General features: G+C 50.0%; 11 protein-coding genes. 3 read left to right on the top strand and 8 right to left on the bottom strand.

Features of this window, described 5'->3' with window-relative positions:
• Positions 1-50: 50 nt before the first annotated feature.
• The 6 genes from EOW68_RS15945 to EOW68_RS15920 are packed head-to-tail and all read right to left on the bottom strand — an operon-like array spanning position 51 to position 14578.
• Positions 51-731 carry a hypothetical protein gene (locus tag EOW68_RS15945; protein ID WP_128226162.1) on the bottom strand — a complete coding sequence of 227 codons (681 nt, stop codon included), beginning with the start codon at positions 729-731 and terminating at the stop codon, positions 51-53.
• Positions 721-3615, bottom strand: a complete 2895-nt coding sequence (locus EOW68_RS15940) for a P-loop NTPase family protein (RefSeq protein WP_128226161.1) — start codon at positions 3613-3615, stop codon at positions 721-723. Before EOW68_RS15940 ends, EOW68_RS15945 begins: the two co-directional genes overlap by 11 nt.
• Positions 3608-4444, bottom strand: a complete 837-nt coding sequence (locus EOW68_RS15935) for a hypothetical protein (protein ID WP_128226160.1) — start codon at positions 4442-4444, stop codon at positions 3608-3610. Before EOW68_RS15935 ends, EOW68_RS15940 begins: the two co-directional genes overlap by 8 nt.
• Positions 4441-5358: a hypothetical protein gene (locus EOW68_RS15930; RefSeq protein ID WP_128226159.1), complete on the bottom strand. Its 918-nt coding sequence runs from the start codon at positions 5356-5358 to the stop codon at positions 4441-4443. Before EOW68_RS15930 ends, EOW68_RS15935 begins: the two co-directional genes overlap by 4 nt.
• Positions 5355-10094: a DEAD/DEAH box helicase gene (locus tag EOW68_RS15925; RefSeq protein WP_431358987.1), complete on the bottom strand. Its 4740-nt coding sequence runs from the start codon at positions 10092-10094 to the stop codon at positions 5355-5357. The genes EOW68_RS15930 and EOW68_RS15925 overlap by 4 nt, the downstream gene beginning before the upstream one ends.
• Before the next feature lie 38 nt (positions 10095-10132).
• Positions 10133-14578, bottom strand: coding sequence for an AAA domain-containing protein (locus EOW68_RS15920; protein WP_128226158.1), 4446 nt, complete (start codon positions 14576-14578; stop codon positions 10133-10135).
• Between the two features lie 670 nt (positions 14579-15248).
• Here EOW68_RS15920 and EOW68_RS15915 point away from each other — a divergent pair.
• Positions 15249-15908 carry a hypothetical protein gene (locus EOW68_RS15915; RefSeq protein WP_431358986.1) on the top strand — a complete coding sequence of 220 codons (660 nt, stop codon included), beginning with the start codon at positions 15249-15251 and terminating at the stop codon, positions 15906-15908.
• Positions 15909-15973: 65 nt separating this feature from the next.
• Here the strand turns inward: EOW68_RS15915 and EOW68_RS15910 are convergent, their stop codons facing one another.
• Positions 15974-16531, bottom strand: a complete 558-nt coding sequence (locus tag EOW68_RS15910; protein WP_128226156.1) for an Lrp/AsnC family transcriptional regulator — start codon at positions 16529-16531, stop codon at positions 15974-15976.
• A gap of 155 nt (positions 16532-16686) precedes the next feature.
• Here EOW68_RS15910 and EOW68_RS15905 point away from each other — a divergent pair, with 155 nt between their 5' ends.
• Positions 16687-17805 carry an endonuclease/exonuclease/phosphatase family protein gene (locus tag EOW68_RS15905; RefSeq protein ID WP_128226155.1) on the top strand — a complete coding sequence of 373 codons (1119 nt, stop codon included), beginning with the start codon at positions 16687-16689 and terminating at the stop codon, positions 17803-17805.
• 12 nt (positions 17806-17817) lie between these two features.
• Here the strand turns inward: EOW68_RS15905 and EOW68_RS15900 are convergent, their stop codons facing one another.
• Positions 17818-18453: a vWA domain-containing protein gene (locus tag EOW68_RS15900; RefSeq protein ID WP_128226154.1), complete on the bottom strand. Its 636-nt coding sequence runs from the start codon at positions 18451-18453 to the stop codon at positions 17818-17820.
• 308 nt (positions 18454-18761) lie between these two features.
• On the opposite strand from EOW68_RS15900, the gene EOW68_RS15895 reads away from it, so the two are divergent.
• On the top strand, positions 18762-19460 hold the full coding sequence (locus EOW68_RS15895; protein WP_128226153.1) for a hypothetical protein: 699 nt from the start codon (positions 18762-18764) through the stop codon (positions 19458-19460).
• Positions 19461-19637: the final 177 nt, after the last annotated feature.

Below are 19637 nucleotides of genomic sequence, written 5' to 3'. Positions count from 1 at the left end.
TTGATACTCTTCTGATTAAACCGCCGTTGCTTTAAGCTATTCCCCGTTGTCTACGACAGTTTCAATTCAATATCATCCGCTAGGTCCGACTTTGCCAATTGCTCCCGCTCTGTTTCAGAGAGTTCTCCGAGTCGGAGACGATCTTCGTCTAATAAGCGGTCGACCAGTGGTCTGAGCTCAGTCCCATCGTACCGCTTGAAGAGGTCGTGTTTCAATTGGTGATACACAGACGACATGTCCTCCCCATATTGAGTTGCTTCTTGTCGACGCTCTTCAAGCGTCGCGTTGTCTTCGGTATACACCATTGGTCTCCAGTTCCAATCGTCGAGAAGAGTCTTTAGAGCCTTGACCTGCGCGCTATCGACACGGTCGACGCGCTCGTTCAATCGTTGCATTGCAGTCACTGTTTCCTCTCGGTTGATCCGGAGTTCTTGAACCTGATTAGTTACCCTGGTTTCGGCCTGTTCTACCTCGTCCTCAATCTCAGATAGGTTGTTTTCAATTGTATCGTAGTCTCCTGACTCAAGTGTCTCGATAGCTCCCTCGACAGTTTTCTTGACCGACGTATCAATCTGGACCGACGCCTCGAAGAATGCGTCAGCGACAGCCTTGTGTAACAATGTTTCCTCCATCGTTTCCGCAAGCTCTGTCAGTCGGTCATCGAGATGTTCGCGTCGGTATCGTCCGTAGAGCGTTTCGAGTTGCTGATCGAATGATTCATTACTGGACATAATGATCACCCACCTCTTGGAATCGCTTGCCAATCGTGCTTGTTCTACTGGCAGACTTCATTGGTATCTCGCTATACCGCTGATAGACTTGTCCTTCCCGTAACGCGACACTAGCCAGCGTCGCCTGTATCGGATCGAGTCCCGAACCATTGTGTAGTTGCTTAGCCATCGATGCTGCATCCACAGTCTCATCGACTGTTTCCTGAGACAGATGGTTGAATCGTTTGAGCGGTTCCATTAGATCTGGGTCAACATCGTATGTCTCGAGGTTGGCCACGATGTTCGCACAATCACTCATTGAGAAGCCATCAAGATTCGATGCAATCTCATCCACGATTGACTTCTGATACCGGTTTGGTATCTCTGAGAAGCTTTTGCGGACATCATAGGCTGTATCTGCTATATCTCGTAGTTTGAACCCATTACTGAACCGAACCTTCGAATCAATATTCCTAATATGACTACGGCCGAGTTTCGAGAGGATATCCTCCGGCGAATTGTCTTCGAACCAACTACGCACCCGGTGTGCGTCAAGCGTCGTGCTACTGACACCGAACAGGTGGCCGACCATTCTTTCAATATCTTCAGCAGCATCCACCATCTGATGGATGGCCTGGTAGGATTCATGCTCAAGTTCATCCCGAAGCCATTCGTCTAGTCGGTTGTCGATGTCGATATCGGCACTACCAAAATGTTTCTGAACGGTATCGGCTGTTACCTCATCCCACGGTGAATCAATCATGACGACGTAGCTATAGTACGCCATCACGAAATCAGCGAAGTCATAGTTCGGGTGCTGCTTGTATAGCCTGTTTCTCTTCTCCAAGTTTTGATGACGGACTTCGTTACGCCAAGCAAGGGCATACGCCGTCAACTGTGTTCCCATCGATTGCAAAAGCGCCTCGTAACCAGCACCACGCGGTGTTTTCTCTCGTTCGATTCCAAACCGGAGAAGACCCCGCAAATCGGAAAGCCGGAATTCGTCAAGATTGATAACTATCTGGTCACTATCCGGTAACTTTTCCTGAGAAGAAAATACGAACGGACGCTTCTGTGAACTGATGTTATACTCAAGTTTCGTTCCCGGATACAACGTGTACTCGTCGGTCAGGCGAGCAATCGCATCCTGTAAGCCACGTTCGATATATTTGCCCGTTTCTTTGAAATTCGATGGCTCTTCAAGCCAGGAGTTTATGAGTGGTGCCTTGTCTTCGAACTCAATTTCCACGGGGTCGGTGTCTGGGACATCATTCTCGTCATCATCGTCTTCATCTTCCTGCTCGGGATCTGTGTCCTTCGACTTGCCTTCTAATCCACCAACTGCAGGAACGACAATATTCCCATTATCGAATTGAACTGGATTTGGAAGGTTGCTCTCGTCGTCATCACGTTCGAAGAGTTCAAAAGCTATTCCGAAGCGTTTGTCGATTTCTATAGTGTCGTTGATATCGTTCGGCCGGCCGTACCACCGGGCCAGATGCGCGAATGTTTCAGCATTCTCGAATACTTCGTCAGCCACAGAGACACGATTGATGAGCGGTCGCAACGTATCCGCGTTAGAAGGTACGTCCACTTTTCCCTCGTAATAGTCACTCAAAACATCGAAAACCGTCATGATGTATTCACGAGGAGACTGTCTATCAGCTTCCTCCATACCAGAATAAATGCGCTCTAGGAATGGCCCATTGAATGGGAAGAGATCACGAAACTGTTCCTCACAGAGTCCACAGTCTGCACAGCGTGAACCAGGCGGTGCTTTTCGGAGGGAGAAACCTCCGTCTTCTTTACCATTGTACCGGACACTCTCGTCGAATGACTTGAAATACCCCAAATACGGGCGGACAAAGTCAACCGCAGTATCCCGGTCAAGAAACAGGACACTCTGGGAATTACGTTCATTTGTTTGGTAGAAATCGTATCTCGATTCCGCTGTCTGGGTGTGTAATGGGCCAGTTGAGTCTCTCGTCCCAGCAATAATGAAGTCCCAGGCGCTCTCCGTCTGGTCACTCTCGATAAACTTGGCAAGCTTGTTCGCCTCCATGGCTGTGATGGAAAAGTCCTCGAAAACGATGACAGGTCGCGTATCCTCGAGCTGTTTCCCAATACGCTTGAGCACCTCGCTAAGTGACGCTGTATCGTACCGTTCGCGAACAACACGCCATAGCTCATCGTTGAAGACCTCGACAGCTTCGGCAACGTCGACTGCCGACCCGAATATTTGCAAGAAGTCTTCTTGTTTATATTCTTGTTCGGTAACAAATTGGATTTTCGTGGCGAACTCCCCCTTTTCGACCAGCAACTGAAGCTTAGACTGGACAAACTCCTTTATCGTCCCAACGTCGGCGTCACCCTCTGTGACATCGTATCCACGCCGTTTAATATTCAGTATTGCCGTCGAAGTAGCGCTGTTTGCCACTGCATTGGGCATCGTCTCGATATCTTCACGCAACTGTTTGAACTGTGCTGCACCTTCCATCTCCATCCCGAACTGCTCATAATAGAATTCTGGCAGGCGGTCGCTCAACAAAGTCATCAGATCATCTTCTTTGTCAACGTGCAGGAGAGGGCGTCCCTCATCTTTGAGTCGGTGGGCTAGATAGGCACACAGTTCCGATTTCCCGGTGCCAACCTCCCCCTCGATGACAACCGCGAAGTTTTTCGGCCTGTCAGGATCGAACTGGTCATATACTTCTCTCTCTGAGACTACTGATCGATCCTTACCGGTTGTTCGGAACACCGATATTTCCCGATGGGTGAAATCGAACAGTTCTCGATTTTGCGATCGAACGGCGGCAACTTTGCTAAACAGTTGCTGGAGTGTTTCGTTATCGACTTCTTTTAGATGGGGGCAATACACCGATGAATTACGGCTCTCACTACTCATTGTTCATCACCTTGATCGTGTTCGCATCAGGGTCAATCCCGTCCGCTCGTGGAGTTCGTGCCAGTTGTATCGCCCCTGCGTCTCCGTACTCAACCAATTCGATCTCCTCTTGTTTGACGAGATTAAAGAGTACCCTGGCGAACGGGGCTGGTATATCACCGTCAGCGGTCAACTCGATTGGGAGAAGATTGCTTTCGAGCCAGTTGAGATAGGCCTCAATTCCGACGCGGTTATCGCTGCCCCTGTCAGCAAGCGCTAGCGAGATGGAAGTCTGCAGAAGCTCCGGGTCTGGATACACCGTGTATTCAGCGCCACGAGCTTGGTGTATTAGTCCCAAGTACTCTGCGATCCGACTCCAGTTGACCATTTTGTGCTTATTGAGGTCAATTTCCCCGTTTTTCGATGTCGGGACGTAATCTTTCTCCGACCGGTGCCACTCATTGATTGTATCGTAAACCACCGAATCTGTCCGGTTGAAGTACTGAATATCTTTAACCATGAAATACTGATAATTTAGTAACACTACTGCCTGTTTTCCCCAGTCACTAGGTTGGCACTCTTTGGCCAGGCCGTGAAGAATTCCGATTCGAAACTCGAGTTCTGTATCTGTAATCTCCCACGGTACCTCTGCCGTGTAGTACTCACCGTCTTCCTTACCAAGTAATCGTGCGAGGCGTAATCCCCCTGTTGCTTCTTGAATATCATTAGAGTCTAACCCAGTATTCTCTGAGATTTCTTCTCGGGTTACGTTCCCGTTCTGGACAGATTCGTACACTGGTTTGAGGAGTGCTGGCGACTGTAGTGTGTTTAGGATATATCCTTCGCTCATAGATTGTATCGCTGTAGCCACGTTGTGTATCGGTTGTTTATTGGTGAGTCGTTGCTATCGAGTTTCTTCGCTTCGAGGTAAGCGTCCCGAACGGCCGGAGTTCGTCTTGCAGCAGCCTTATCGAACCGACTCCCATCGTCGATAACGGCCTGGTTGAGGTTCGTGACAACCCCCCGGGCTGTATCGCGGTCCCACTCGATTCGTCGTCTGAGCCAACGGACCAACTCTGGCTTTCCGTTGTCACCATCAAGTGGCACGGTGCCAAGTTCATCAGGCCGACTGAAAACGCTCGACATTGCATCGTATAGCGGCAGGTACGGATTTTCGGGCAGTTTACTGAACAGTTCTGTTGTGGTAGTCACAGTTCTGCCCTCGACGAACTCGAAGAGATTCGCATTGTCTTGCAAAAAGAGATTCTTCGTATCAGTTAGCGGCAGTTGCCATCCTGCCTCGTTGTATGCCCTCTCGAAGGCATCGTAGACGGTGTTGTACGAGCCGATCAGTTCGGCACAGGGGTCCTGATAGAGTGGGCGTTTGGCGTCCTGCGGTTCAAATCGCTTGCTATCCGTGAGTACGAATAGCGTAGCGTCAGCAACTGTATACCGATTGATCAGGTATTTAATCGTGTATGGTGTTTCGTGTTCGTAGTGATCGTTTGTTACCACGCCGAACTCCGGATTCGAGTCTGGGATGTCCAGTCCATTGCTGACAACGTGGTACTCGTAATCTAACTCGAAATGGCGATCGCCCCGATTGAATTGACACCAAGACGTCGGGTATGTAAAGTCATTAACACCGAGATAATACAGAGCGGGGATTCCGCGCAAGAGACCCCATCTGGAGTTCTCTCGGGGGTCGTACATGTAGGCGATGTCGGCATCCTTGACTTCGCTCAGGAGTCGGTCACGTATCATTCTGTATCACCGATGATCGCTGCCAATGTCCGTCGGTCCAGCAAGTCGTTATCCAGGTAGTATCCCGGAGTCCGAGCTAGCAGCAGACACTCATCACAGTAGTCACTACAGCGCTGGCAGCCGGCCACCTCCCGGACACGCTGTACGACACTGTCCAGTTGCTGGAGGACCTGCCAGGTAATTCCGTTTCCACCCTGGCGGGAGTCTACGAGATACACAATCACCTCGTCCGCTGTCGTGGTGGTCTTGACACGGAAATCCGACCGATCACACTCGGCGACAATAGCGACCGATTTCTCTAGGGCCTGTTCCAAGCTCACCACTGCCTGTGGCCACGAGACTGTTTCGTGGGTGAGCGTCTCGTAGCGAGACTGGAGTGGTGCCTTATCGAATCGCAACACAAGTCCCTGTGTGAAGTACTGCTGGCCAACCGGACGATAGATCTCTTCTTCGGCATCATCCATCCGATCTCGCCAGGAGCCACTCCCTGTGCTAGTTGCCTCATCCTGTTCAATGACGGCCTCCGAGCGGAGTATCTCCTTGGAACTCCCTCTAGAGTGCCAGCGTTCGAAGGCAGAAACGAAATCGGTCACTTCCAACTGGCCGAAGGTAAGCTGGCAGTCCAGTCCGAACAGCGTCTGTTCATCCCGTGATCGGACCGCAGATTCGGTAGTTGGCTCCTCAATGTAGGTGGACTGCAAGCCTCGAGTGGAATAGCCTTTCTGACCACCCTTGGCAGCGGTACACTCAACCGATCCCACGCCGTGAACCTCTGTTTCGGAAAGTTCTGTCTCGCAGTGTGGACAATGATCAACCGACGGTTCGTAGCTCTGGAACGGACGCCCGCATTCTTCGTTCTCACAAACCGCAACTGTTGTGAGGGGTGTCGCCGTTCCGTGGACATCGTCAACGATGTAGTCCGTCCCGTGGAGTGTCAGGACGGCACCAAGATCGTTTTCTTCTCCTGGGAACATGTCGTATAGGCGGCCCTCAGATTCGAATTCAATACCGTCATTCGCTCCTGTGAAATTGACTGGGAAACTCTGGCCAAAGGAACGATAATTAGCCAAATAGCCAAGATGCTGAAGCCACTGATCTAAACGGTTGTTCTGGTCGGTGAACGCCTTATTTTGCTCACCATCGGCGGCGACATCGGTGAGATTTGAGAAGGTTCGATCCATCCGGTTGTCAAGCGAGAGAGGGCCGTGTTGTTCGAAGACCAACTCAAGTGTCTCGACACCGCGCTCACCGAAGATGGAACGAATATGATTTTCAACAGCTGGCCGCCGCTCCTCCAGCATGAACTCCCGGAGGATGTCGAGTTGCTCTGTCACCTTGTTCACAAAATTGACGAGGTTCTCTTTCCGTTCATCGACGGTATACATCCGTTCGAAGACATTGCTTTCGTGGGGATTACGAGCTAAGTACGCGAAGACTTCCGTGACTACATGGCCCGCGAGCAATTCGTCAAAGTCAAACGGATCTGGGACTCGGACCGGTTCGAAGTCCCCAAGGAACGTCTCCAGATTCCCATAGTAGTGGCTATCGACGGGGTGGTTCCCACGCACTGCTGTAACGACCAGCGAGGAACTGCCACGTGTTCGGCCAGTCCGACCGCTTCGCTGGACATAATTAGTCAATGTTGGCGGAATTCCAACTTGGGCGACGGTATCGAGAGTCCCGATATCAACGCCCAGTTCCATTGTTGGGGTTGCACTTACGATATTAACATCTGGGTCGTCCTTGCGGAATCCCTCCTCAATAGCCCCACGGAGGGTGTGTGGAATATTTCCTTTGTGGATGCCTACTGAGATAAACTCTGGATCGGCACCGTCACGGATTGGCATCGTAATATCGTGTGCCCAGTGATCGAGTGCGTACTCCCACTCTCCAACCTCTGTGGCATACCCGGGAGAAGCTACGAGGCGCCCCTCATTGTTCTTTGTAAATCTTGTATGCGTGGTAACCGAGTGCCCACAATGGAGACAGTGGTCGAGACTTTCACCATTGCTCGTAACAGGATATGACCGATAACACTCTTCACAGAACGCTACCTGTGGAAGAAGGGCGATTTCAGTGTCGTCCTGTCGCGGGGTTCGGCGGAATACCCCACTTTCGCCCTCATCCGTCAGTCCATGTTTGAGTGCTGTTTCGCGCGCGTTCTCGATGAAATCGAACACTTCATCTTTGACCGCTTCCCCTTGTGTCGATGACTGTATCGTATCCCGAATTTCCTCCCACGGAATTTCGCCAATGACGCCGCTGTCGAGCAAATCCTTTAATACGGCGTCAAGATGTTCCTCGACAGTCTGTTGAGTGAATCCGGTTCGTGATCTGAGTCGGTCGATTATTTTTGATCGCGTCAGCCCGTCGAATTGCATTCGCTGTTTAGAGAACGACGCGCTCGATTTCCCGACGAACAGTTTATACAGCGCATGACCGACAAGCAACCTATCGAGATCGTCGGTATCGTAAATTATTGCAGCAGTGATGAGTGTGCTGTCAAGCAAGTTACTACAGTTTGAGAGCATCGCCTTGCCTTCGATCTCATCCAATAACGTGCGCAAGAAATTGTAGGCAGTTCCGTCCTCATTCATATTGTTCTGGATGAGCGGGTCCCAGTATGCTTCCCGTAGTTGATTTGACACTGATCGGAAGAGGTCGTAGTTATCCATCCGGCCTCCGTTATCGAGAAGTTCCTTGACATAGAGTGTTTCAGCCATCAGACCATACTCTGTGTCGATGATTCGGTCTCCAACTGATTCGGCCGTACTCCGAGAGTCAGAAAATACGAGTGTCTTCTTCGATGGCGAAACACGACACAGTTCAGTCAACATGTACGAAAGAAGTGATGAGGTTGGAACGCCGATGTCTGTCAACTGCGGGGACCGGTGACAGCCAGGACATTCCCCTTCTTGACTGGCATTCTGGGAAGCGTAGCCACCTACTGGCATGAATGATGTCTCGTCTTCTGCTGGGATTTCCACGTGTGGTTGGTGGCAGCGGCGGCAGAATTGTATCTCCGGAAGGCTATGACCACACTCTGGACAGCGGCTATCGCGGGACAGCCGCTCACACTCTCGACACCAGAAGACCTTGTGCGGAGGTTTGAGGAAAGTGTGATACTTTTCCGTCACGACACCTGCGAGTCGACCGAATGACATTACCGTCTGCAGCGTTCCTTCTGGATCATCGACACCCGTCTCAGCCATCCGCTCGACGAGGTCGTCATAGTGTTTGAATTCTACGACCCCAGTTGTATCTTCACTGAACCAGTCAGCAAGTTGCTCTACCTCAGGAACGTGTTTTACAGCGAAGTCGAACCACTCTGACTGAGTTCCGCCCATCTCGAGGACAGATTCGATAATTTTCTTCTGACCACGGTCTTCCATCACTATTTCTGACCGTTCTACAGACATCACAGAGTCATCGTCCGATAGATGTTCTACTGCCCGGTCGATCGCCTCATCAACCGTACTCGTCAGCCATTGATGTTCGGGGGAGACTTCGGCTGACTCAGTCACGAGGCCGACTGATTGCAACGTTGCAAGGGCACTTTCAAGTCCCAAATTGTTGAGTTCCATCTCATCGGCCGCCCGAATCACTGCGAGTGTTGTCACGATATCTTGTAACGTGCAGGGTTCGAATCGGTCGAACAAGGGCGACCCACTCGTCTCGAAGGTTCGCGGCGTAAACTCCACAGTGTTAATTTGATTTTCGGATGTTCCGGTGAGGTCAGCGGCGAGTTCAGTTGGATTATCTACTGTCGCAGACACCATCGTAATCTGTGGGTCTCTATCAGCGTAGTGCGCTTTGAGCCGTCTGGACAAGAGAGAAATCGCAGCGCCCTGGATACCAGACCAGACGTGAGCCTCATCAAAAACGATATGTCTTAGTGGGGCCTCACCAGGCTGCTCACCAAGGATTGACCTTGTCTGCTCATTATCGCTAACGAACATGAAATCCAGAGCTTCTGGACCGGTGAGCAAAATATCGACACCGCGGCGGATACTTTCCCGTGTTACGCGTAACCAGGGATATTGATTATCGTCTGTGCCCACGCTGATATCCCCGAGCACTTTTAATTTCTCACCACTCCGCGGACATTCGAGCCCGCGGACGAACGAACCGGCCTCAACCTCATGGTCGCGTGTTCCAACACGACTTGGAGTATCAGAATCCCAGATCCCGATCGTGATTCGGTCTTCGGGATCACGCCGTCGATTGATCTGGTCGAGATATGTGACAAATCGATTGAGCTGATCAACGCCGAGTGTTTTCATCGGATATAGCACGATAGACTTCAGACCGGGTTCGTTTGTTGATAGACAGTGATCAAGGATTGGAAGGAAGAACGCCTCGGTCTTTCCAGCTGCTGTCGGTACTGCCAGAATATTGTCCTTGTTATCGTTTTCAATCGCGGATATCGTCTCTGCCTGATGCTGATAGAGTGATCCGGATTCGTCGCCACCAAATAATTCTGCAGTCATCGCGTCGATGATGTGGTCGTGGTATCCGAGGTTATGAAGGAATTTGGCCGCAGACGCCTCGTGAAAAGCTGGGGCGTCAACGAATTCGACGTAAGGACCTTTCCGCTCAACGATCTCGTTGGCAACGAACGACTCTGGATCACCGACACCGTCTATGTCTGTTAATTTGGTCATCTGCCGATTCCACCAGGTGACTTCTGCCGCGCGGTCAACCGCGTTGTCGAGACGAGTTTGAGGTGTTTTCATGATTATTTGTGATTGGCGTTGATGTCTGTTGTACAGTATTAATTGTTTCCGCGGTCACGGAACCCGGAGTAGACGGCCAGTGTCACGCTCTGGCCGTCTATACCAGGGAAATCGGCATCTGTGAATGTTATTTTAGCGTCTGACGCTTCGTTACGGACAAGACGATTGTACAGTAGCTTCCAAGACTTCTGATCGGCGTACTCACTGGCATCTGTCGAACCCGCCCGGAACAGCGCCTTCGAGGCAACGATGACCAGTTTTTGTCGCATTCGGCTTGCTCCGACATTGAACCGGTTTGGGTCAAGCAAGAACTCTGCGAGTGTGTTGACGTACCCTTGGTTACCGGCTGTCATTGAGAGGATGATAAGGTCGCGTTCGCCCCCCTGGAACTTCTCTACAGTATCGACCTGTACGTGTTGTGCCAGTTCTTGCCGTAACCGCCTGCGCTGCCTGCGGAAAGGCACGACGACCCCAGAACTGATGGACTGGCCGACCTGTCGGTCTGCCGGGGATGCTGTAGGCAGGGCGTCCACAACACGTCGTGTTAATTCTGCTTCGAAGGGACTCTCCTGTCGGGCTCTGTTTTCATCGTGGATCAAGAGCGTCACTCTTGGATCAGGATCAAGTGCTGCTCGGAGCCACTCGGTATCGACATTTGAACGCACATCTGGTATAGTTGGGGGATTATCGATACCACTCTCAAGACCGATGTTGTCACGACTGTAGAAGAGGTCCGTTTCAAGCTCGGCTACGGATTGAGGAAGTCGATACGTGACTGTCAGTTGCACCATTGGTAGAACCGCATCTGAATTCGGCCACTCCGGTGGGTCACGCTCGAGATAATCCAGTTCAGCACCAACATCACCGCGTGCGAACCGGATGAAATCGAGGACCGATAGTGCAGGTGTATGTTCTTCGATCGGCTGGCGATCTTCAGTTTCCCAGTCGTGGGCCTGGATCGGTTGCATCTGCCGATGGTCGCCGACCAGCATTAGCTGCCCGTCATCACGAATGAAAGCCCCCGCGAGAAACAGCACCGGAAGGTCCATCATACTGGCCTCGTCGACCAGTGCTGCATCGAACAGCTTAGATTTTCCTTCGGCCATCATTTCCTCTACCGTATCGTGGTTTTCGCTCTCAGACTGCACAACTTTGTTGAGAGCATTCCGCAAAGTGACTGGCGTAGCGAAAATGATAACGCTCGATTCGCTGCTCATTGTCTCGTTGAACAGTTCCAGTAATTTCTCTTCTTCCTCCCGGTAATGAATATCACTCACGTTCGGCGGTGTCTTGTGATAAGTTGCTGCAGACCGAACCCTGATAAGTTCGATATCGCTCAGGTGTCCCTCGTTCTGAAGTCGGCGCAGTCCTTCCGCAGCATCGCTGACAAGTTCGTCCACAGCGGTGTTTGAGTGTGCTGTACAAAGGCCATTAAATCCTGATCCCTGGGCGAAGGCCCGAGAAAGCATAGCCGGGGTCGATGCCATGCTGGTCTTCCCCGTTCCAGGCGGACCCTGGAGTGCAGTAATCGTGTGATCGACCTGTCGAACAAACGACCTCTGTTCCTCATTTATATCGTCTGGCATCACCTCATCGAAGAGTTCTAAGAACTCCTCGACGGGTTCTTCAGGACACACTGTCTGTTGAAGCGCATCAGTCTCTTCTTTTTCATACACTGCCTCTAACCGATTGTGGATGACATTCTCTGTTGCATGTTCGAGGGCTTTTCGAGATCGGTAGGCAGTGTACTCGTCGATGGCAGTATCGACGACAAATTTTGTCCCGCGACGGATCAGTGTCTTATCATATCTACGTCCTGCCTGGCTCCGGAAATGCTCGGCCTCTTTCGCTTCCTGCTCGGATGATGTCCACCCGTAATGCCAGGTCATACTGGGGTCCGTCGAGTGTGGCCAGTCACCCTCGTCCCAGATTGAAAATAGCGATACTGTGTCGTGATTGATTCGCTCGACGACGGCCAGAGTCGAGTTTCCATAGTACGACGGTTTGTCAGGAGTCTCCGTGAGTTGCCCGTCGTTTTCTTCCAGAGGTGTTATCACAACCCAGTCTCCCGGACTGATAGAGAGCGGCCCGGTCCCGAAAGAGCCACGCCCGATATTAGTGATAATATCACCTCGAATAGTAGCCTCACCCTCGGCTGGTGTGCGCGAGCACTCAAACGCTACGGCGTCACCATCTGCGATACGTTGTTGGAGTGGACGGCGGTATGTTTCTACAATCGCGTCCTTCTTTGCACCGTGATCTAGTTGTTGATACTCGATACAGGCCCGTTGCAGTGCAGTCTCAGCGAATTCTTCTGATTCGAGTGCTCCGACTGCCAACGGTTCCTTTGGAACACTTTCGTCTTTGAAATGGATTGCCCGTTCAACGTACATCGTCGCATTGCATAATGCTTCGACAAGTCGGTCGATATCGGATAACGTGATTCTGGGCGTCTCCGGGCCGTCGTAGTGGCGGTATCGCTGAATCCGTTCTCTCGTTTCCCTGTCATCGGCATTCTCTGGTCGGAGTGCATCAAACTCTTGAGAGGCCCAAATATACTCGAGTGGTACGGTATCACGGTGGCGCCATAGGACAGGATACACATCGTCCTCAAGGCGATCGTCGGGGATCACATATCCATCATCGAACTGTGGTAAAATTCGGTTCCCACCTAAAGATTCCACTGGCACTGCCATCCGAAAGAGACCTTCATCGAATACCTCTTTAATATCATAGTCATCACGGTTCCAGTTATCATTCCAGTCGAGCGGTTCGCCCGTATAGAATTGTGCAACCGTCTGTACAATCCCAAGCCCTGGGTACCGCAATGCGTGGCGATTCCGGAACTCGGCTGTGAGGACACTGACTGTCTCCTGATCGATCTCGGGACGAAGGCCGAGGAGTTTTCGTAGTGGTGTGCTAGCTGTCGCGTCGGGGTGACGTTTCGTTGCATCCGTGAGCGCATCCCGATGACGCTCGCTCCAAAAATAGAGATGGATATATCCATCGCCATTCGAACAGTTTGAATCCTCGTCGGAGAGATCCGGTGCCACTGTGGAGACTGCATCTGAAAGGTCCTTGAAAAACGTTTCAAGAAGCCTACGTTCCTCTGCATCTTTGTCTTTCTCTCTTTGCGGGAGTTCCTTCGGCCTTGCCACGACTTTCACAGGGTCGTTACCAGCATCTTCATATCGTGATGACGTGACCGCAGCGCCAAGATAGACAATTCTGTTCCGAACCTCGTCATGGACGACAGTCGGGTATACGCGGACGAGCGATCGTTTCGGATACCGATCCCACTCACCGTCCCAGTTCTCATCATTTGGGTCGTCATCAGGAAAATTTGTGCCGCTCCCAACCAGCGAGAGCGGCCAGGGTCCCTCATCAGCATTCTGTCGTCTGTCACGGTCAAACGCTGGTTCCAGTTCACGACGAAAACGATGGGCTATTTGCGCAAGTTCAGCCAGATCGGAACGATCCGTCTCGTTTTGAATTCTCTCTACGAGTTCCGGTTTAGCAGGCTGCAGGGTATTATAATTCACCGGCGTTCGTTTAGAAGAATCGGTGGGAATTTTGTACAGTGATGCCACCTCTGAAACAGTTGTCACTCCATGTTCTTCGAGTGTTCGCTGCGTGCTTTCTGGTAATTGTAGAAGAGCTAGGTCTTGATTGACGATGTCGTGTCCCAAGCACTTCGATTGGTGTGGACATCCTTCACAGCTCGTATTGAGCTGATGCGGTGGTAAGTCATCACCTGCGGGTAATGTGTTGTCGACTGGACCCCCTTTCTCCAGTAGTAATTTGATGTCGTTTTCGTGAGGGCGTAAATCAACTCTCGGTAACACCTCGATATCGATTCCGGCTTTCGCAGTTACCACTGATGCGAGCGTTTGTTCACTGTTGGTCACGCTTGCGCTGACGAAAACATCGTGCCTGTCTTCGAACTGCTGTTTGAATCCCAATGCATAGGCCGCTACCTGTAGCTTGTGATGAGTATACGTCTCAGAAGCTGATTTGATTTCGACGATGTGAATCCTCGCTCCGCGGTCGGTAGGGATTAGGAAAACCACATCAGCACGGCCTTCGACGGGCCAGGCTCCAATCGTTTCACTGATCGGTGCTTCATGTAACACAATAGGTCCGCGATCTGAGTCGTCTGCAACGTCTTCGACAAGGGCGGAGACCGTGTCAACGTCGGAATTAACAGTTCCGCTCCATGTTCGATCAAATCGTTCAGCGAGTCGGTGATCCCGTGGTCCAACTGCTTCCACATTAGCGTCTAACACCGCCTTCAATTGGCTTCGCTCGTGGGAGGCTCCGGCGGTTTCGAGCAACGGGCTCACGGGAACATCGTCGATTTCACCCTCATCCATCACACCGCCATACTCGTGGGCAAGATACGCTGGGCATTGATTCAGGCTATAAAACTGTGCTATACGACTCGGATGGACGGTCTGCCGCCGATTCTTTTGTGATTGAGACATCGGGGTCAATTCCACTGGACTCGTTCTCACCAGCCTACCGTAGCTACTTAAATATGAACTACGGGTTATACTAAATGATAATAAATAGATACTAAAAAATTATACTTTTTAATCCAATATAGTTGCTAATTTAGTTTTGATGTAACTTATATTTAAAAGAATCACTGCTAATCTGTTATGATGCAAAATAGGTATACTGGACTGAGAATAGTAATAAAAGAAAGTACAAAAAATAAAAAGTGTAGATAGCACGAACGACTCATCAATCCTGGGACTTGCACACAGGGCCTATTAGTACTTGGATAGACTGAACATGTGAATACTTGTAGCACACGCTCTAGTAACAAATTATACCAAACATGCTATTTTAAGAAAAAATGGCACATAGAGTCGTAAATATCTCTGTCACTTTCTTTAAACTGGGTTGATAGCATCAACAATAAAACCGATAGTTGTGAGTGCTTTGCCTACTGAGTTGTAAATAATGGCGGATCAGGACTCTGAATCCACCTCTACTGACGGAGACTCAGTTCCCGCTACATCGCCGCTTGTCGAACATTATGATGCATTCCGTAGCCTTTGTCTCATTCACAAAGCACTATTGAAAAGCGGTCTCGATGAACTTGAGGAATCCGACCCGTTCAGGCAGTGGGTTCGAGACACACGTTCAATGATCGACGAGGAAGGATTTGGTGAACAGACGACAGGGTATGGTGGACAACTGAAGAACACGGACCGTGTAAGTATCAGTGAATACCGTGACGAGCGAGGAAACAAAAAACGCCTCACCGAGTTTAATTTTCTTGATGTTACTCATCCTTCTCCGGCAGTCTTCGGGCTATTGAATGAACGAATGTCTGACCTCAACGCTTGGTATGTGCCAGTCTCTCCTGATTCGAAAACACCACTCCCTGTCCTTGTCGAAACAAAAATTGAACTGCAGCGTGCCAGAGCACTATTAGCTGAGTTCCGGCCGTCACCGCCGGTTCTTGCTTCTTCTGAGGGTAAACCAATTAATAAAGAGACTCCTCCAGAGTCACTTAATAGGCTACCTAATAATGAGAAATCAGGTTCGGCTCCGACGGAAACACAACTGAATATATCTGAGGGATCTTCATCTCCACCGCAGGACGACGCGAGTAGCGAGAGCAGCGATCTCCCAGTAGAAGATGTCCGGGGTGTTTCATCGATGGTTGCTGATGCCCTTTCTGAAGCCGGATACAAAACACGTGCTGACCTCAAGGCAGCGAGCGATCAAGAACTCGCTGCCATCGATGGCCTTTCAGAACAACAGGTCACCGTTATTAGGGCAGTTGTTGGAAGTCAATAAATGTATCTTCGATTATATTTTTATTATTTGTAATAAACTGGTATACTCAAGACTGTTGTTTGAATTCAATGATGTTGCCGTTCTAGTATCGTCAACGAGGTTGATTTAACTCCGCTAAGAGTCGATATTTTTTCACTAACGACTTTGCTGAGGGATATAAAATCAGTTGCTCTGATTTCAGCAACTATACCAGATGTGTTCTGCATTGTAAATAAAGAGAAGACTTCATCGATCTCCGCCACCTTTTCGCTGGTCTCATCTAAATCTTCATCTTCGATTTCTATCCTTACAACCGAAATTGTGGTATCTGTGAGGTTTTGAGGACTTACGTCGACAGAATATCCAGTTATTATTCCTTTCTCTTCCAATTGGTTGATGTATTTTCTCACAGTTGGTTTTGATACACCTACCCGGTCAGCAATATCTTTATACGATGCTCTAGCATCCTTTTGGAGAACCTCTAACACCTGTTCTGCGGTCGACTGTGACGCAAAGTGACCGCGATTCCGCGGTGATGAATCTTCGGTTGATGCCGCGTCTGTATCTTCGTCTCCTGTGATATCATTGAGAATGTCGTCGATCTCTTTCGTGATATCGTCAATATCAGGTTGATTTTCAGTCATATCTCAATTCTATATTTCTTTTAGTATAGTTGTTTCTGATATGTAAAGGATACTATACTGATTTTTATCATACAATACTCACCGTAGTTCATATAGATTTGAATTATAAAGTTAAAATTCGTCGAACAAATTTTGGGTCCAGTAAATATTAGGTAATGACAAGAACGATGTCCAACCCACAGTTGAAGCTCATCTCCTGGAATATCGAACGGAGCAGTATCGACCGACTTGGTGATCAACTTAGAGCACTGAATCAACGGATCCCAGATATTATTGCTCTACAGGAGTTCGGTATCAAAGCCGGTCGTCAAGCACGTGAATTGCTTCGTAAACATGGTTTCGAGTATGCGGCACATAGCCATGAGTTCAATCCCGGTGCTGGAGACAACAGTTCCGGAATCGCCTTTGCCAGCCGTTGGCCATTCCGGGTATTATCCCCCGATACATTCGATATGCCGTATCAACATCATGCACTATCAGCCGAATTCTATACCCCATTTGGACGTATTGAAGGCCACTCAGTGCACGTTCTCCCCGGCAGTATGTTCGGTATCGAAAAAATAGAGATGTTTGAGGGGATATATCAGCGCTTGGTGGCCGACGATAACCATCCAGAGTACCGCTTCCTCTGTGGTGATTTCAATTCACCGAAAGAAGAGAGTGCAAGCGGTGAGGTTACTGTCTGGGGAAGCGAAAACCGCTGGATTGAGGGTGAACGGAGCGTTATTGTCGGCCTGGCAGAACACGACCTTGCAGACGCTTATAGAACAGTGAACGGGTACGGGGACAATGCCTACAGCTTCGTCACAAAAAACGGGGATAACGAGTGGCGTCGCCGATTCGATCACATGTTTGCAAGCGAAGCCCTCGATCCCACCACTGCAGAGTATCTTCATCAGTATGATGAACTCTCTGATCATACCCCGCTTGAGGTGATTTTTACCCCGGAGGGTGGGATCAAGCCACATACTGATGAGATTATTAGAGAGCAATTCAACCCAGAAAATATAACCAGCACCTCTGGACAATTAGCGTCTATTGATGGGTTACATTATCAAGAGGATATTCGAACTACTAATCCAAATAGTTCTCACCAAGGCGCGTTCAAATCCGGCTGGACGAAAGCAGTGAATGGAGAATCTATGGGTGACGCGTTGGACTCTCTCACCTGGTACAATCTTGGATGGCGACTTGGTATGCTGTTCGGAGAGGTTACCAATGAACAAAAACAAGCACTATACGAGTGGTGTGTCCGAACGCAGAGCGAAAATTGAGATGAAGTGCTATTAATTTCCGTCTGTGTCTTCCTGACGCTGCCGATCCTGTTCGTCGTACCCACTCGTCTCACCTGTACGACGAACTTCACTGATCCGTTCAGATGTCGATTCGTAGGCCGCCTGTGCCCCTTCACCGCTGTGTGCCATGTCCAGGGACTTATTCTGATTCATACCCATCTTGCTCGCTGTGAGCGCCGCATCCTGATTCGCGCCAATGAACAGGAACTCCCAGTCGAACTCTTCACGCCGTTTCTCAACCTGCTCACGAACTCGTTCCTGGGGCGTCTCGGAGGCGTTCTCTTTCCCATCGGTCAGAACGACTACGATTACATTGTCAGGCCGTTCATCTGCATGAATCTCTGATAACAAATCGACTGTATCTGTAATCGCTACTGAGATAGCGTCGTGGAGCGCTGTTCTCCCACCAGGAGTGAAAGTGTCATGTGTTAGTTCCGGTGCTGTTTCCAAAGCTCGACCACGGTAGACGCACTCAACTGAGGTATTGAAATCAAACAGGGTTACTGTCGCCGTTCCCTCCTCGTCTTTCTGGTCAGAGAGAAATGTGTTGAACCCGCCCCTGGTGTCGTCTTCGATCGACGACATTGATCCTGATGAATCCAGTACGAAGGTAACATGTGTATCCATGATTCACTCCAATAGGAAATCTTCAGTATATAAATTGAAACCGGATTCCACGGTTATGTGTTTCCTTGATTCGACTCAGAACCCTACACCGCCGTCAGAGACTGCCCCGCGTGAGGCGCTTGCGTTTTTCTTTTTCTTCTTCGGTGCTGTCGTGGTGGGAGTCAGCCACGAGCCGCTCGCCGCCGCCGTCGTACGTGATATCAGTCATGGGTGAGCACTGCCCTCCCCGGGAGGGCACTCTATCCAGATAGAGGATGGTACTTAAATTGATAACGGCTATTTCAGTACGACAGTGACCGAATGTGTTAATGATTAGCGACAGTTCAAACATTACAGAAATGGATTTAGAGTCTGTACCACCAATCAATGCCGAGTACTGGAGTACATTTTATCAGACCAATGAAGATGATGATGAGGTATACGAGGAGGCGCTCACCGAGTCTAACACACTTGTTGACCGTGCGGCGCAATTGTGGGACTGGAAAGATCTCAGTAGAGGTGTTCCTTTCGATGCGGTGCAGCCAACGCTTGAATCAATCGACGTCAACCGGTATTTAGAGATGGATTCCGATGCTGCTGTCGAAGCACTTGGACAGCGATTCGTCTCAGACGGAGCCCTCGCCAATGCGACTGTAGTCGCCCCTGCGTTTGTACTTCACGTTGCCGACAGTGATTGGGGGGCATATTCCCAGCGGTTTCCCATCTTTGACGCACGCGTATGGACTGCATTCGTCTATCTTACTGATCGTCGGGATGGTTCGGATCGGCTTCCAGCAGGAGCAACAACATCGACATCAAAATACGGCGAGTTTGTAGATTTCTTCCGGCGTACAATTCCAGATCATATCGACGGACGAACCTACGAACGTGGGTTGTTTAGTTTTGGATCGTACATTGATGGATTAGCCGTAGAGAACATCTCGGAGATACGTGAGCACATCGAAAATATGGAAGCAGTCATCAGTGATTACGCGGATGCTACAGACAGTTACCTCACTAGAGTATGATTGACGAGGCCAAGGTTTATACTTGAAAATTAGTTTTAGAAAGATATGGGGTACGTGTTTAGCCCCAATGAATTTCGCCACTGTCTCGTAGCAGGCGACCAATCGGGGAGATATGCACCTTCAGCAAGGGCTAGTTGAACATCTCCAGGGATGGTCTCAGCTCGGAGACCATCCCGG

The organism is Halovenus amylolytica (assembly GCA_004015825.1).
Classification (GTDB): Archaea; Halobacteriota; Halobacteria; order Halobacteriales; family Haloarculaceae; genus Halovenus; species Halovenus amylolytica.
Note: the sequence above shows the minus strand (reverse complement) of the source record. Positions and strands in the feature narration are given on the sequence as shown.